This window comes from Brachybacterium subflavum, from assembly GCF_009299795.1.
Taxonomy (GTDB): domain Bacteria; phylum Actinomycetota; class Actinomycetes; order Actinomycetales; family Dermabacteraceae; genus Brachybacterium; species Brachybacterium subflavum.
In genome coordinates, this window is sequence record NZ_VIGP01000001.1 from 92,906 (window position 1) to 108,397 (window position 15,492).

Annotated in this window: 14 protein-coding genes; 6 read left to right on the top strand and 8 right to left on the bottom strand. The window is 73.1% G+C overall.

The genetic code is table 11. The features are described from left to right. Positions 1 to 132: 132 nt before the first annotated feature. From FHG10_RS00415 to FHG10_RS00430, 4 genes are all read right to left on the bottom strand, one after another. Positions 133 to 969 carry a class II fructose-bisphosphate aldolase gene (locus FHG10_RS00415; RefSeq protein ID WP_152351379.1) on the bottom strand — a complete coding sequence of 279 codons (837 nt, stop codon included), beginning with the start codon at positions 967 to 969 and terminating at the stop codon, positions 133 to 135. Beyond that, positions 966 to 1,970, bottom strand: coding sequence for a 1-phosphofructokinase family hexose kinase (locus tag FHG10_RS00420; RefSeq protein WP_152351380.1), 1,005 nt, complete (start codon positions 1,968 to 1,970; stop codon positions 966 to 968). The genes FHG10_RS00415 and FHG10_RS00420 overlap by 4 nt, the downstream gene beginning before the upstream one ends. Beyond that, positions 1,967 to 2,959: an ROK family protein gene (locus tag FHG10_RS00425; RefSeq protein WP_193636138.1), complete on the bottom strand. Its 993-nt coding sequence runs from the start codon at positions 2,957 to 2,959 to the stop codon at positions 1,967 to 1,969. The genes FHG10_RS00420 and FHG10_RS00425 overlap by 4 nt, the downstream gene beginning before the upstream one ends. Positions 2,960 to 3,039: 80 nt before the next feature. Continuing rightward, positions 3,040 to 3,918, bottom strand: a complete 879-nt coding sequence (locus FHG10_RS00430; RefSeq protein WP_152351382.1) for an SIS domain-containing protein — start codon at positions 3,916 to 3,918, stop codon at positions 3,040 to 3,042. Between the two features lie 290 nt (positions 3,919 to 4,208). Between FHG10_RS00430 and FHG10_RS00435 the strand changes: the two genes are divergently transcribed. From FHG10_RS00435 to FHG10_RS00445, 3 genes are all read left to right on the top strand, one after another. Beyond that, positions 4,209 to 5,087, top strand: coding sequence for a DeoR/GlpR family DNA-binding transcription regulator (locus FHG10_RS00435; protein WP_227487934.1), 879 nt, complete (start codon positions 4,209 to 4,211; stop codon positions 5,085 to 5,087). Beyond that, positions 5,084 to 6,172, top strand: coding sequence for a LacI family DNA-binding transcriptional regulator (locus FHG10_RS00440; protein WP_152351383.1), 1,089 nt, complete (start codon positions 5,084 to 5,086; stop codon positions 6,170 to 6,172). The genes FHG10_RS00435 and FHG10_RS00440 overlap by 4 nt, the downstream gene beginning before the upstream one ends. Before the next feature lie 73 nt (positions 6,173 to 6,245). After that, positions 6,246 to 7,631: an alpha/beta fold hydrolase gene (locus tag FHG10_RS00445; protein WP_152351384.1), complete on the top strand. Its 1,386-nt coding sequence runs from the start codon at positions 6,246 to 6,248 to the stop codon at positions 7,629 to 7,631. Positions 7,632 to 7,819: 188 nt separating this feature from the next. Here FHG10_RS00445 and FHG10_RS00450 read toward each other — a convergent pair whose 3' ends face one another. Beyond that, on the bottom strand, positions 7,820 to 8,083 hold the full coding sequence (locus FHG10_RS00450; RefSeq protein ID WP_152351385.1) for a hypothetical protein: 264 nt from the start codon (positions 8,081 to 8,083) through the stop codon (positions 7,820 to 7,822). A gap of 199 nt (positions 8,084 to 8,282) precedes the next feature. Then, positions 8,283 to 10,022, bottom strand: coding sequence for a CocE/NonD family hydrolase (locus FHG10_RS00455; RefSeq protein WP_152351386.1), 1,740 nt, complete (start codon positions 10,020 to 10,022; stop codon positions 8,283 to 8,285). 118 nt (positions 10,023 to 10,140) lie between these two features. Between FHG10_RS00455 and FHG10_RS00460 the strand changes: the two genes are divergently transcribed. Beyond that, the gene (locus FHG10_RS00460) at positions 10,141 to 10,761 is read left to right on the top strand and encodes a TetR/AcrR family transcriptional regulator (protein WP_152351387.1); all 621 of its coding nucleotides are present in this window, start codon (positions 10,141 to 10,143) and stop codon (positions 10,759 to 10,761) included. A gap of 47 nt (positions 10,762 to 10,808) precedes the next feature. Here FHG10_RS00460 and FHG10_RS00465 read toward each other — a convergent pair whose 3' ends face one another. After that, the gene (locus FHG10_RS00465) at positions 10,809 to 11,993 is read right to left on the bottom strand and encodes a DUF4185 domain-containing protein (protein WP_227487935.1); all 1,185 of its coding nucleotides are present in this window, start codon (positions 11,991 to 11,993) and stop codon (positions 10,809 to 10,811) included. A 303-nt stretch (positions 11,994 to 12,296) separates the two neighbouring features. Between FHG10_RS00465 and FHG10_RS00470 the strand changes: the two genes are divergently transcribed. Both FHG10_RS00470 and FHG10_RS00475 read left to right on the top strand, forming a co-directional pair. After that, positions 12,297 to 13,478, top strand: a complete 1,182-nt coding sequence (locus FHG10_RS00470; protein ID WP_152351389.1) for a glycoside hydrolase family 172 protein — start codon at positions 12,297 to 12,299, stop codon at positions 13,476 to 13,478. Further along, positions 13,468 to 14,508: a glycoside hydrolase family protein gene (locus FHG10_RS00475; protein WP_152351390.1), complete on the top strand. Its 1,041-nt coding sequence runs from the start codon at positions 13,468 to 13,470 to the stop codon at positions 14,506 to 14,508. Before FHG10_RS00470 ends, FHG10_RS00475 begins: the two co-directional genes overlap by 11 nt. A gap of 78 nt (positions 14,509 to 14,586) precedes the next feature. Here FHG10_RS00475 and FHG10_RS00480 read toward each other — a convergent pair whose 3' ends face one another. Continuing rightward, positions 14,587 to 15,492, bottom strand: coding sequence for a carbohydrate ABC transporter permease (locus tag FHG10_RS00480; RefSeq protein ID WP_152351391.1), 906 nt, complete (start codon positions 15,490 to 15,492; stop codon positions 14,587 to 14,589).

The window sequence follows — 15,492 nt, forward strand, 5'->3', positions numbered from 1 at the left end:
CGATCGCCACCGGCGTCGATCGCCACCGGGCGGGGCAGGTCGATCTGACGTTCGGGTTGGAATTCGCCCCAGATTCCAACCCGAACGTCAGATCGACCGACCGGTCACCGGTGGGGCGTCACTGGTGCGCCGTCACCGCCCGGCGATCACCTCGAGGAGGCGCGCGGCCTCGTCGCGGCCGGCGTCGCGGCCGGGTCCGAGCCACTTGCGGGTGTCGGCCGGGGGCTTCTCGCCCGTGAGCACGTCCCGCACGGCGGCAGTGGTGACCTTGTTCAGGTGCGTGGAGACGTTGATCTTGGTCATCCCGGCGGCGACGGCGTCGCGGATCCCCTCATCGCTCACTCCCGAGGAGCCGTGCAGCACGAGCGGCACCTCGACCCGGCGCGTGATCGCCCGGATCAGATCGAGGTCGAGCGCCGCATCCCGCGTGGTCATCGCGTGGGAGGAGCCCACGGCGACCGCGAGCAGGTCCACGCCGGTGTCCGCGACGAACCGGGCGGCGTCGCCGGGATCGGTGCGGGCCGAGGGGTCGTGCACGCCGTCCTTGCCTCCCACCTCCCCGAGCTCGGCCTCGACGCTCACGCCGCGGGCGTGCGCCGCGCGGACGACCTCGCGTGTCCGCGCGCGGTTCTCGGCGTCGGGCAGCTTCGAGCCGTCGTACATGATCGACGTGAAGCCGAGGTCGAGCGCCTCTGCCACGAGATCGAGATCGTCGGCATGGTCGAGGTGGACGACGACGTCCTGGCTGCAGCGCCGGGCGATCTCGAGGGTCGCGAGCGCGATCGGCGCGAGCGCGCCGTGGTACGTCGCGGCGTTCTGGCTGATCTGCATGACCACCGGCAGACGGGTCGATGCGGCCGCGGCGGCGAAGGCCTCGGCGTTCTCGAGGTGGACGACGTTGAAGGCGGCGAGGCCGCGGTGCGCGGCGCGGGCACGGGCGGCCAGCGGTGCGAGGGGGCTGAGAGTCATGGCTGCTCCACGGGGGCCTGGGAGGGGTTCGGGGCGGAGGACGGGGGCGTGAGGCCGCGCTCGACAGTGATCTCTGCGAGCAGCTGTCGGGCCAGTGCCGGGTCGATCTCGCCCGCGACGGGGCGGGCGACCGCGCTCGCGCTGATCGCGACGGCGGAGCGCAGCAGGTCGGGGAGGGCATCGCCGCGGGCCAGGGCACGGGAGGTCGCGGCCACGGAGGCATCGCCCGCACCGGTCGGGTTCCCGCGGATCGGGCGCGGGGGCGTCGCGCGCAGCGCGGCGTCGGCCGTCACGGCGAGCATGCCGTCGGGCCCCTGCGAGCACAGGACGATGCCCGCGCCGAGGGCGATGAGTGCGCGGCAGGCGGCGATCGGGTCGTCGATGCCGGTGGCGGCCCGCACCTCGCCGAGGTTGGGCTTCAGCACGGAGGCTCCCGCGCGGGCGGCGTCCAGGAGCGCGGGCCCCGAGGTGTCGACGACGACGGGCAGGCCGAGCCCGCGCAGCTCGGAGACCAGGGCGCTCACGTCCTCGCCGCGCAGGCCGCGAGGCAGGGAGCCGCTGATCACGACGACATCCGCGCCGCGCGCTCGGGAGCGGACATCGGCCAGGACCCGGTCCCTCTCCGCGGCGGACAGCTCGGGGCCGGGCTCGTAGAAGCCGGTCGCGCCGTCGGGATCGACGACGGTGACGGTGCGGCGGGTCGCCCCCGCGACGCGGGTCCAGGCCTGCTCGATCGCGCCGGCGGGGCCGTGCGCGCCGCGCCCGTCGGACCCGTCGTCCCCATCGAGCAGCCCTGCGAGCTCCTCGCCGGAGGCGCCGCCGACAGGGCCGACGAGCACCGAGCTCTCGCCGAGCTCGGCGAGCACGCGGGCGACGTTCACGCCCTTGCCGCCGGCGACGGTCCGCACCCGCTGCACGCGCTGCTCGCCGTGGACGGGGACGGGTCCGTCGACCTCATAGGTGACGTCGAGGGCGGGGTTCGGGGTGAGGACGAGGATCATGACGCGCGCACCATGCCCATCAGCCCCGCGCCCTGGCAGCCGGCCCACATGCCCAGCGAGGACGGCAGCACGGGAGGGGTGGGCACGACTCCCAGGCGTCCGGAGATCGACTCCCGCAGAGTGTCCAGCACGATGGGCCCGCCCTCCGCGAGACCGCCGCCGATGACCACGGGCAGCGTGCCGACGCTCGAGATGATCGTCGCGAGCGCCTGGCCCAGCGTGTCCAGGGCGCTGAACAGGATCTTCTCGGCGTCCGCATCGCCCTCGCGGGCGCGGTCGACGACCGCGCGGGCGGCGGGGCGTCCGCCGTCGGTGGTCACCAGGGAGTGGGCGGCGGGGTCGATCTGCTCGGCGAAGCGTCGACCGATCGCGGAGGCCGAGGCGACCTCCTCGAGGCGCATCGTGCGGCCCGTGTACGGCTCCTCGACGCGCACCTGGCCGATCTCGCCGGTGAAGCGGTCGCCGAAGACGGCGCCGTCGTGCACCACGGCCGCGGCGATCCCGGTGCCGATGGGCACGAAGATGAGGTCGGCGAGCGGCGGCGCCTGCTCGCGGCCGGCTTCGGTCTGCTGGGGGAAGGCGCGCTGGGGGAACAGGCGCCCCGCGCCCCAGGCGGCTTCGGCCATCGCCCCCGCGCGGACGTCGTGGCCGAGGGCCAGCGGCGCGTCCAGGTGCTCGCGCAGGAGCGACCCGAGGGCGAGCTCCTCCCATCCCAGGTTGACCGCGAGCTCGACGATCTCGCGCTCCTCGTCGATGATGCCCGGCACGGCGACGCCCACCGGGGCCTGCGCGGCCAGGTGCGCCTGCTCCCTCAGCCGCGCCGTCTGCTCGGCGATCATCGCGGCCAGATCGTCCGGCTCGTGCGGCGTGGGCAGGGAGTAGGGGATCGTGAGGGTGCCGTCGGGCGCGACCGCGCCGAACTTGGTGCGGGTCCCGCCGACGTCGACCCCGATCGCGGCGCGCGCCGGGGACCGCGAGGCAGCAGGCACCGGTGGCGCCGTCATCGAGGGCGGGGACGTTGAAGGAGACGGTGCCGGGGATGGGGGTGTGGTGCGCGTCATCGGCCCTCTCAGATCAGGTGGACGGCGCGGGTGAGGTGGCGCGGGGTGTCGGGGTTCAGGCCCTTCGCCTCGGCGCGGCGCACGGCCCAGAGGTGGACGGCGACGAGCTGGGCGAGAGGGTCCAGGTCCGAGGCGACGAATGCGGATCCCGCCTGCTCGGTCTGCGCGGCCAGCCCCTCGGGCGCGGGGCCGAACTGGTAGGTGATGCGGCCGCTCTGGGCGATCGCGATGGGGCCGTGCCGGTATTCCATCGCGTAGTAGGACTCGGTCCAGGACTGGGAGGCCTCCCGCATCTTCAGACCGGCCTCATCGGCGAGGCCCTTGGTCCACCCGGTGCCCAGGAAGGTGATCTGATCCGCGTCGATCCAGGACTGCTCGATCTCACGGTCCAGCACGTCGCGGGCGTCGGCGATCGCACTGCTCAGGTCCTCGCCGAGGGAGGAGCGCAGCAGGGCCAGGGCGCTGCTGGCGAAGCGGGTCTGGACGACGGAGGTCTCGTCGGCGAAGTCGAGGACGATCTCGGCGTCCGCGTGCTCGCTCGCGGGGCCGCCGGCGACGGCGGTGACGAGGACGCTCGGGGTTCCCGAGAGCTGCTGCAGCACGTCGATGATCTCGGTCGTGGTGCCGCTGCGCGAGAGCGCGATGACGCGGTCGTAGCTGCGGGCGGGGGAGACCTCGGTGGGGGTGAGGGCATCGGTGACGCCCTGGCCGGCGGCCTCGCGCAGCTTCGCATAGGCGATCGCCATGAACCACGAGGTCCCGGCGCCCACGATCAGCGCGCGCTCGCCGGCGTGCGGCAGCAGGTCGCGCACGGAGGGCAGCAGGTCGATCGCCTGCTGCCAGGTCTCGGGCTGGGTGCGCAGTTCGATCTCGGTGGCGCTGGTCATCGCGTCTCCTTCGGGATGTGCCGGGGTCGGCGGGCGAGTGTTCGATGGATAGGCGGCCGACGGGGCGGCGTCCGCGAAGCGGGTGAGTAATCGGTGATCGTTTATGAGCATATCGAATCAGAACGATCAATGGTGTGCAATCTGCGAGGCGGTGTGCGCGGGGTGCCGTCGGCCGCTCCGCTCACCCTTCTGACGGACTCGCCACCGGCGGGGCAGCCGCGTCGCATACCCTCGATGCAGCGATCTCGAACCGCACATCCATCGCACATGACAGGACGAGGAGGCGACCGGTGCCCAGCGACGCAGTGCCGAGCGCCTCCGCGGCGGCAGACCGCACCCCGGGCGCGGCCGATGGCGCCGCCGGCGCGCCCGCCCGCGGACGCCGCCAGCGCCTGGACCGCATCCTCGACCTGGTCATCGAGCGCGGTCACGTGCGCGTCGACGAGCTCGCCGCCGACCTCGGGACCTCGCCCGCGACCGTGCGCCGCGACCTCGACAGCCTCGCGGCGCAGCAGCTGGTGATCCGCAGCCATGGCGGGGCCTCGGCGCATCCCGACGCGAGCGCGCTGCCCATGCGCTACCGCTCCACCCGCCATGCCGATGCGAAGGACGCGATCGCGCGTGCGGCCGTGGACATGATCGAGCCCGGCACCGTCGTCGGCATGAACGGCGGCACCACCACCACCGCCCTCGCCCACGAGCTCGCCGCCCGCGACTCGATCCGGGAGGCCCCGCGGCCCACGACCCTGGTGACGAACGCGCTGAACATCGCCCAGGAGCTCGCGGTGCGCCGACACCTCCAGCTGGTGGTGACCGGCGGGATCGTGCGCGGCGGCAGCTTCGAGCTGGTGGGCGGCTGGGCCGAGCAGATGCTCGAGCAGATCCGCATCGACCTGCTGTTCCTCGGCGTCGACGGGATCAGCGCGCGCGACGGCGCCTGCACCCATGACGAGGCCGAGGCGCTGATCTCCGCGCGCCTCGCCGATCGCGCGGAGAAGGTCGTCGTGCTCGCCGACTCCTCGAAGATCGGCGGCAGCGCCTTCGCCCGGATCCAGTCCACCGAGGGCCTGGACGCCGTGGTCACGGACCCGGGTGCGGATCCCGACGCCGTCGCGGCCCTGCGCGGGGCGGGCGTCGAGATCGTGGTCGCGAAGGAGGGCAGCCGATGAACGCCGCCGGACGCCCGGTGACCCTGGCCGATGTCGCCAAGAAGGCGGGCGTCTCCGTCGCGACCGCGTCGTTCGTGCTCTCGGGCCGCGGGGGCGTGCGCTCCTCCGGGTCCCCGGAGACCAAGGCGAAGGTGCGGGGCGCGGCCGAGGACCTCGGCTACGTCCCCAATCGCAATGCCCGCTCCCTGCGCACGGGCCGCAGCGGCGGCATCGTCCTGGCCCTGGGCACCGTCGAGGACCCGTGGGGCCTGAGCCTCGCGGGCGCGGTGCGCGATCGCGCCCTGCCCGAGGACCTCTCGACCCTGATCCTGGGCGATGAGCGCTGGTTCGAGTTCCTCTCCGGCTCCGCCTTCGACTGCTCGTTCGTCACCAGCATCGACTTCACCCCCGAGGGGCCCGAGCAGGTGCGCCATCTCGCGCGGGGGCAGAGCGGGATCGTCGCCTTCAGCGAGCGCATCGAGCCGGAGCGCTTCGACGTCGTCTCCTCCTCGGCCCTTCCTGCCGTGCACGCCGCCTACCAGCAGCTGCGCGGACGGCACGACGCCGTCGCCTTCATGTCGGGCCGGGAGATCGACCCCGAGCGCAGGCCGTTCTACCCCTCGCGCGCGCACGTCTTCCTCGACGCCGCCGCCGAGGCGGGCGACGGACCGGGCATCGACCTCGTGCACGCCTCCGGGGCCGGTCGCCAGCAGAGCTTCGAGTACTCCCAGCGGTGGCTCGAAGGGCCGGACCGGCCGACGGCCGTCATCTGCTCCACCGGCTACCAGGCGATGGCGCTGCAGGTCGCGGCGATGCACGCGGGCGTCTCGGTGCCCGAGGACCTCGAGATCATCTCCATCGGCGACGTCCCCGACGACGCCCAGATGCTCGGCCCCATCAGCTACTACGGCGTCGAGGACGTGTTCGCGCGGATGGCGGACATCATCCTCGCGCGGGCGCTGGACCGCGAGGGCGCTCCCGGTCGCCTGCACCGCTTCGACTGGGAGTTCTTCCCCGGCGGCACCACGATCGACGGGGTCGATGGGGTCGATGGGGTCGATGGGACCGACGGGGCCGATGGGGCCCACGGGGCCGACAGGGCCTGAGGCCGCCCGTCGGCCGGAACCCGCCCGCATGCTCGCCCGGCCTCGGGGCTTTCGGCCCTCTACGCTGGATCTCATGCCCACTCCCTCCAGCTCCGCGCCTGCCGCGCCCACACCGCCCGCCGCGCCCGCACCGGCCGCACCGTCCCTCTCCACCTGGTCCCTGCCGGGCCTCGCGCTCACCGACGTGCGCGTGAGCGCGCCCCTGGACCACGCGGACCCGTCGGGCCCGCACATCGAGGTCTTCGCGCGCGTCGCCACCGCCCCCGGCGGCGAGGACCGGCCCCTCCTCGTCTACCTGCAGGGAGGCCCGGGCTCCGAGGCACCCCGGCCCAGTGCGCACCCCGCGAACCCCTCGTGGCTCGCCCGCGCGCTGAAGGACTATCGCGTGGTCATGCTCGACCAGCGCGGCACCGGGCGCTCGACCCCCGTCGGCCTCGACACCGCGCTGCCCGCAGGGGCGATCGACGTCGTCGCGCCCCCGGGAGCGGACGTGTCGGCCCCCGCGACACTGCGCGAGGCGAGCCCCAGCCAGCAGGCCGACTACCTCGCGCATTTCCGGGCCGACGCGATCGTGGAGGACGCGGAGCTGGTCCGTGAGGCCCTCGGTGCCCGCACCTGGAGCCTGCTGGGCCAGTCCTTCGGCGGCTTCACGGCCCTGCGCTACCTCAGCGCCCACGCGTCATCGCTGGATGCGGCCATGTTCACCGGGGGCCTGCCCAAGCTCGGGCCCGATCTCGACATCGTCTACGAGACCACCTGGCAGGGCATGATCCTGCGCAGCGAGGCCCACTACGCGCGCTTCCCGGAGGACCGCGACCGCATGCTCGCGCTCGCCGAGCGGGCCGCCGCCGGGCGCCTCGTCCTCGGCGACGGCGAGCTGGTGGGCGTGGAGCGGCTGCGGCGCCTCGGACACCTGCTCGGCGCCTCGGGCGGCTCCGAGAAGCTGCACTACCTGCTCGAGAACGAGCCCGACAGCCCGGTGCTGCGCCACGACCTCGCCGCAGCGCTCCCGTTCAGCGGCCGCAATCCGATCTACGCGGTCCTCCACGAGTCCTGCTGGGCCGACGGCGTCGCCATGGACTGGGCGGCCGAGCGCACCATGCCCGAGGCCGTCCGCGCCGACGCGACCCTGCTCGCGGGCGAGCACATGCACCGCGAGGCGATCGCCGAGGGCCCCGAGCTCGCGCCCTGGGCGCAGGCCGCCGACCTCCTCGCCGCGCGGCAGTGGCCCGCCCTCTACGACCCCGAGGCGCTGCGCGCGGCCGAGGTCCCGGTCGCCGCCGCCGTCTACTTCGACGACGCCTACGTGCCCCGCGAGTTCTCCCTGGCCACGGCCGATCTGCTGCCCCGCGCGACCTGCTGGGTCACCAGCGAGTACCAGCACAACGGCCTGCGCGCGAGCGGCGACGGAGTGCTCGATCACCTGCTCGGGATCGTGCAGGGCACGCGCGTGGCGTGAGGTCGGCGGGCCGGCCGCGCGGCGTGAGATCTGCGGGGTGATCGGCCCGCCCGCGACAGCAGGCCCCGACGAGTGAGGGGGAAGCTCCGAGGGTGGTGCGTCCGCCCGGCCGCCAGCCCGCCCCGCCCGCCGGCCAGGATCCGTCCGGCAGACAGACCCGCGACCCGCCACCTGTCACGCGCCACCTGTCAGTCGTCGTTGCGGTCGGCCCTCGCGTCGACCTGCTGGCCGATGAAGCGTGCGGTGCGGAGTGTGAGGTCGGGGCGCGCGGCACGGATCCTGCGCACGCCCTCGGCGGACTCACCGCGCACGTTCGGGTCCCGCAGCAGGTCCGCCGCCCAGGCTGACGCCTCCGCCTCGTCGATGAACCCCGCCTCCCGCAGCGCGTCGCGCTGGTCGCGGTGGTCGCCGGCGATCTTGTGCTTCAGATTCTTCAGGTGTTCCGATGCCATGGGACCAGGCCATCATGCGGGTGGTCGGCCCGACGACAGTCCGACGTCGACGCCGCGCGCCGACGAAGGTAGGGCAGCGACGCGCCCCATCCTCGGCCGGCTCCGCGCGCGCCCGGCCTGCGCGCTCTCGTCCGGCCCCGCGCGCCGGCCGGCCGATCCGCCTTCGACCGCCCCGCGCGCGTGCCCGCCCGGAGCCCGGTCAGCCGCCCATCACCGGCAGCAGCAGGTGGGAGGGGTGCTCGCCGCCGGTGTGGATCACGTGGCGGCCCTGGTTCGCGCCGACGTACTCGCGGATGCCCGGCATCATCGTGCCCAGCAGGTTCCGCGAGCTGATCACGAGGCGCAGCTGCTCGCCCGCGCGGAAGGAGAGGCCGATCGGCAGCAGGTCGATCGCGACCTCGACGACCTCGCCCGCCGAGAGCGGCTCGGGACGATCGAAGGTGTGCACAGGCATCTCCGGGCTCGTGAGCTCCGGATCCTCGCAGCGCAGGGAGACGCGCAGCCGCCCGTCGGACCCGCGGTAGCGCAGGATGCTCGCACCGCGCTCGGTGACGTCCTGGACGAAGGCCGACCGGTTCGGCACGGTGAACTCCGCGAGCGGTGTGCCCTGCGCGTCGAGCTTCTGGACCAGCACGAACAGGTCCATGTCCGCGGCCCCGTCGGCCTCGACGAACAGGTGGGCCGCGGGATGCCCGACGAGCTCGGTGTCGGCCTCGAAGGGCAGCAGGAAGGAGACCTGGTCGGGGTTCGCATCCACGGCGTAGGAGGCGCTCGCCTCCTGCTCGGGGGCCTCCCGGGTCAGCACCCTGCTGCGGGCGTCGAGGTAGAAGGGGGTGGAGGTGCTCTGCGCGGGCGGGAAGGACCCGGCGGGGATGCCGGTGCGGTCTCCGCCCTCGAGGTCGAGCACCGAGTAGCGCACCCGGGGCGTCGTCTCCCAGTCGTTGTCCTCGCCGCGCAGGAAGCGGTCGAAGAAGCGGCGCAGGTCCTCGACGTTCTCGCGCGCGTAGTAGTCGGGCCACTCCTGGGAGGCGTGGATCCGCAGCCACTTCTGCGTCGAGGCCATGCGGTGCCAGGCGCGGAAGGTGCCGGCGGTGTGGAGGGTGTTCGAGTAGCTCGCGACGACATAGGCGGGCACCTCGATGCGCTCGAAGTCGGGGATCTTCTCCTCCCACAGCGCGTCCATGAGGGGGTGCGCCTCGGCCTCGGCGAGGATGTCCTCCTTGCGGGAGCTGCCGAAGAAGCTGCCGTTCTGCAGCTGGCCGGCGAAGCCGGTGTCGGGCATGCCGCCGCGCAGGACCAGATCCCGGTAGACGTCGCTCACGCCCTCCCAGGGGTTGATCGCGGCCAGGTGCGGGGGCTGCTCGGCGGCGGTGAACCACTGCGAGACGGCGAGGTAGGACGTGCCGCTCATGCCGACCCTGCCGGTGCACCAGGGCTGCTCGGCGAGCCACTCGATCACGTCGTAGCAGTCACGGCCCTCCTGGCGGTCCCACAGCACGCTGTCGCCCTCGGAGTCGATGACGCCGCGCGGATCCGGATGGCAGATCGCGTAGCCGCGCGCGCACCAGTACGCCGGATCGGGGCCCTCGAACTTCTCCAGGCCCGAGACGATCCCGTCGTCCAGCCCGACCATCGCGAACACGCCCCGCGCGCTGTCAGAGGTGCCCTGGCCCTTGCCGTAGGGGCTCCAGGCCACGATCACCGGCACCTGCTCCGCGCTCGCCGGACGGAACACGTCGACATGGATGACGGTGCCGTCGCGCAGTGTGACGGGGGTGTCCTTCTCGAGGACCACGTCCACCGGCAGCTCGGCGAACCCGGGCGCGGCGCGGTAGCCGGCCGCGAGCGTGCGGGTGCCCGGATCGAACGGGGTGAGCACGCCGGTCCTGCCCGCCGGCAGCGCGGACGAGGGGGTGTGGATCTTCTGGACGTCGCTCATGGCGGCTCCTCTCGACGGGTCCCCGGCTCCGGTGCGAGGACGCGGCGGGCGTATGCCCGCGCTCCCCGTAACTCAACAGACGTTGAGAAAGATGTGTCACGCGAGATATGTTCGGGGGATGACGACGGACAGCGGCAGGGCGCGGCCGACGGGGCGCCCCGGGCGTCGGCCCGGCCCTTCGAGCACGCGCGAGCAGGTGCTCGAGGCGGCGCGCGCCCGCTTCGCGGCCGACGGCTTCGCCTCGACCACCATCCGCCGGATCGCGGCCGATGCGGGCGTCGACCCCTCGCAGGTCATGCAGTTCTTCGGGACGAAGGAGCGGCTCTATGCGGCGGTCCTGGAGATCCCCGACGCGGCGCTCGAGCAGTTCGCCACCGCCTTCGACGGGCCCGAGGCGGGCCTCGGGGAGCGCGTGGTGCGCTCCTTCCTCGCCGCGTGGGAGGGGTCCCCGCAGATTTCCGAGCCGCTGATGGCGATGCTGCGCGGCGCGATCGTCCATGACGTCGCCCGCGACCAGCTGCGGGAGTTCATCCAGGCGCGGCTGCTGGAGGGGGTGAGAGGGCGTGCCACGGGCGACGAGTCCGAGCTCGCGATGCGCGCGGGCCTCGTCTCCGCGATGCTCGTGGGGGTGGTCATGGGGCGGCGCGTGATCGGCGTGCCGACGCTCGCCGAGGCCGACCCGGAGCGGATCGTCGACGTCCTGGCCCCCGCAGTGCAGCGGATCCTCGCGGGGGAGTAGCGCGCCGACTCGGCCGCTGCGCCGCGCTCGGCCTCGTCACCCCGCGCTCAGCTCTGTGCGCGGATCGCCTTCGCGAGCCCCTGCACCCGGAACTGCTGGACGTGGTACGGCCAGTCCGGCCCGGTATGCCACTGGGAGACGGTGAGGTGCATGTCGTCGAGCGTGGACCCGGGGACGATGTACCCGCCGTAGAGCTGGGCCACGCGCTCGTCGTCCTCGTGGCCCCACTCGCAGCCCCACAGCAGGGTCTCGGCGAACGGGCTTTCGCGCAGCCCCGTCGCGGACGACGCGGCGAGCAGGTCGATCCGGTAGAGCCCCGCGTTGAAGAAGGTCAGCACGAAGCGGTCCTCGACCGCGCGCAGGCACATCTCGCCCACGGAGCCGCCGACCACGGGCTCCGGGTCCGCGCCCCATTCCCAGGTCGTCTTCGCCTCGTCGGTCGGCCCGTAGGTCTCGTAGGCGTCGGCCTCGAGGATCTTCGAGCTCTTCACGCGCTGCAGGATCGCGCCCTTGTCGCGCTGGAAGCCCGTGGTCAGCAGGTAGACCCAGTCGCTGTCGGGGTCCTTGCACCAGGTGGCCTGCTGGGACAGGCCTCCCAGGTGGTCGCCGGGGAACATCTTCGCGCCGCGCTCCCAGTTCTCGCCGGAGTCCTGCGACGTCCAGATCTCGGTGCGCACCACGTTGCCGAAGCCGGCGTTCGCGAGCACCCACAGGTGCATGGTGTCGCCCAGCGTGATCACGTCCCCGGGCAGGTAGGTGCTGATCTCGCCGCCGTGGTCGTAGTCGATGAGCTGCTCGGCGCGCTCGCCGCCCACTGCGCCCGTCCACTGCAGCCCGCCGACGGAGGGCCGCCTGCGATCCTTCGCATAGAGGGCGACGGGGGAGGTCCAGCGGCCGGAGCCGACCTTCGCGCCCTCGAAGGTGTCGCCGAAGACCACGAGCAGGCGGCCGTCGGGCGTGCGGCAGGGGACGCCCAGGTCGGTCGCTTCGAACCCGTACGCGGTGGTGATGTCGGGGCCGGTGAGCGTCGCCGTGCGGGTGACGCGCGGGCGCTTGTACTCGGGGTTCGGCCGGGGCCTGGGCGCGGCATCGGCCGCGGGTGCGCCCGCCGTCTGCGCGAGGGCCGCGGCGCCGAGTGCTCCGGCGCCGATCGCGAGGGCTCCGCCGCGCAGCACGGAGGAGCGGGGGATCGGGGCGTCGTCGGTGTTCCGGTTCTCGGGTGCGTGGTGCACGGGGGACCCCTTCGTCGGTGCGCATGCGCCGTCGCATGCGCACCGCACTGTACCGATCGCGGCCATCGCTGGCAATCGTTTACTCGGCCGACGTCGGGGTCAGGGTGCGCAAGGGCGGACAGGACCGGGCCGGCCCGATGGGCGCTTCGCGGCAGAGGGCGCGGCGACCTCGCCGTGCGTGCGCCGATCGCGTTTACTTCCCGCGTCCGCCGCTCTAGAGTGGCCGGAATCCGCGAAAACGTTTAGCGAGCCGCGGGGCCGCCCCTCCGTCGTCGGGGCGCGCCCGCGGAGAACGGGCTGCCGATGCACGCGACCCCACCGCCGAAGCCTCCCTCGACCGGCCCGTCGGCCCCCGATCTCACCGTCCTCTCCGAGGCGCGGACCTTCTCGATCAGCGCCGAGAACCCCACCGGTGCCCCGGGCCGGGGCGGCCGGGCCGAGCGCGGTGAGCACGAGACCGCGTGGGCCTCGCGCGAGCTGCCGGTGGGATGGAAGAAGTCCCCGTGCATCGACCTGCCCGGCCGCAGCCGGCGCTCCTTCGTCGACGTCGAGGGGCCCGGGATCATCCAGCACATCTGGATCACCGTCCTGCCCGAGCACCTGCGCTCCCTCGTTCTGCGCATGTTCTGGGACGACGAGGAGGACCCGTCGGTCGAGGTCCCTCTCGGCGACTTCTTCTGCCAGGGCTGGGCCCGGTACGCGCCGGTCACCTCGCAGATGGTGACCGTCGCGCCCGCGGGCGGACTGAACTGCTACTGGCCGATGCCCTTCGCCCGCCGCGCGCGGATGGAGATCGAGAACCTCTCCACCGAGCCGGTCGAGGGCTTCTTCTACCAGGTCACCGGCTCCTTCGAGGATGTCACCGGACGCGATCTGCGCCTGCACGCGCAGTGGCGGCGCTCCGATCCCGTGGATGACCAGGCACCGCACGTCATCCTCGACGGCGTGCGCGGGGCCGGTCACTTCGTGGGCACCTACTTCGCCTGGGAGACCCACCGCACCGCCTGGTGGGGCGAGGGCGAGGTGAAGATGTACATCGACGAGGACCTCGAGGGCGCGGCGCCCGGCGAGGGCGGGGAGGGCATCGAGCCGCCGACGATCTTCCCGACGGTCTGCGGCACCGGCACCGAGGACTACGTGGGCGGCGCGTGGGCCTTCGAGCACCCCGCGGGCGCCTACGCCGAGTACTCGACGCCCTATCTCGGCATGCCGCAGGTGATCCGGCCCGACGGCTTCGGCGACTCCCTCACCCGCTTCGGGATGTACCGCTGGCACGTGCCCGACCCGATCCGCTTCCGCGAGCGCCTGCGCGTCACCGTCCAGGCGCTCGGCTTCGCCCGGCCCGTCGACGGGAAGGTCCGCTACCGGCCGCTGCGCGAGGACGTCGCCACCACGGCCTTCTGGTACCAGGGCGAGCCGCACGCGCCCTTCGCCGAGGACCCGCACTGGCAGGCCCCGACCTGGGACGGCCTCGATGTCACCTGAGCCGCGGGACCCCCGGGGCGCGGCCACTGACTCGCCCGCCCCCGATGTGTCCGCCGTCGACCCGCCCGCCGTCGACCTGCCCGTGCGCCTCGTGCCCGGCCCCAAGCGCCGCCTGCTCGACGCCTCGCCGGGGCCGGGCGCGCCCTGGTACATCAACGACCACACGCTCGTGCGCGATGCGCACGGCACCTGGCACGCCTTCGGCATCTGGCACCCCGAGCCCGCCGCGCCGCTGGACGAGACCTTCTTCCTGCATGCCACGACCCTCTCGCTCGAGGATCCGCTCTGGAGCATCCACGACCCCGTGCTCCACGCCCGCACGGATATCGGGGAGACCCATGTCTGGGCGCCGCACGTGATCCGCCACGACGGCCGGTGCTGGATGTTCTACTGCGGGGGCACGGCCGACCACACCCGCTACCGCATCGAGCTCGCCACCAGCAGCGACCTGTTCACCTGGGAGCACCACCCCGGAGGCCCGCTCTGCGAGGACGGCTTCGACGCCCGCGACCCGATGGTGCTGCGCGACGGCGATCGCTGGCTCATGTACTGCACCCGCACCTCCCGTCCCGAGGGCGGCTTCCACGAGGTCTCCGTGCGCGAGAGCACTGATCTCATCACCTGGGCGGAGCCGTCCGTCGCCTATCGGTCGACGCAGCAGGGCACCGTCGGCGGTCCCACGGAGTCGCCCTTCGTGGTGCCTGTGATGCCCGGCGGAACCATCGGCGTCGATCCCGCCGACGGGCTGATCGGCACCCGCGACGACCCGGGGACGGTCGACGGCTCCGCGGCCGACGGGCCAGTGGGATGGATCCTGTTCGTCTGCGAATCGGGGGAGTACGACCGCACCCTCGCCTACTTCTCGCGCGACCCCGAGCACTTCGAGGACGCCGGCCGGCTCGAGGTCGATCTCGACGAGCACTGCGCCGAGATCGTCGTCGACCCCGACGACCCCTCACGTCTATGGGTCACCGGCGGGGGCTGGGGGAGGGGCGGGCTCACGATCCGGCCGCTGGGGATCAGGGCCTAGCCGGCCGGCCCGGCGCCCGCCCGTCGGCTCGGCTCGCACGCGTCGGCCCGCCCCGGCGCCCGCCCGCCGGACCCCGCATCACTTCAGCCCGGCCATCTTGATGTTCGCGATGATCTGGCGCTGGAAGACCAGGAACAGGATGATGATCGGCGCGGCCGCGAGCGCGGAGCCGGCCATCAGCAGGCCGAGCTCGCTCGAGCGCTCGCCGCGGAAGTTCGCGAGGTACTGCTGGACCTGGAACAGGTCGGGGTTCGTGATGGTCAGGACCGGCCACACGAAGCTGTTCCAGTAGGCCATGAAGGAGCCGATGCCCACCACCACGAACGGCGCCTTCGACAGCGGCAGGAACACGCGGAAGTACACGCCCCAGCGCCCGCAGCCGTCCACGCGCGCCGCCTCCTCGAGGCTCGAGGGGATGTTCAGGTAGAACTGGCGCACGAAGAACACGTGCCCGGCGGAGGCCAGTCCCGGCAGGATCAGCACCGCGAGGGTGTCGAGCATATACAGCTTGGTGACCACGATGAAGCTCGTGAGCAGGATCGTCATGCCGGGGATGAACATGGTCATCAGCACCAGCGGCCACACGATCCGCTTGCCCACGAACTCCAGGCGTGCGAAGGCGTAGGCGGCCATGGAGTTGATCATGATCGAGCCGGTCGTGAAGATGACCGCGCCGAGCCCCGTGATCGCCAGCGTCCGCACGAACGACGGGTCGCTGAGGATCTGGACGTAGTTCTGCACCTCCCAGACGTCCGGGAAGAACTGGAAGGGAGTGCGCACCACCTCGGTGCGCAGCTTGAACCCGGAGATCACCATCCACGCGAGCGGGAACAGCGCGAGGCCGACGATGATCGCGCCCGCGACGAACTTCAGGGCCAGGATCCCGGCGCGCGCGGGGGTGAGCCTGCGGCGGTGCCTGCTGCGCGTCGGGACGCGGGTCGGGGCATCGGGCTCGACGGCCGGGATGGTCGGTGCGATCGCCAT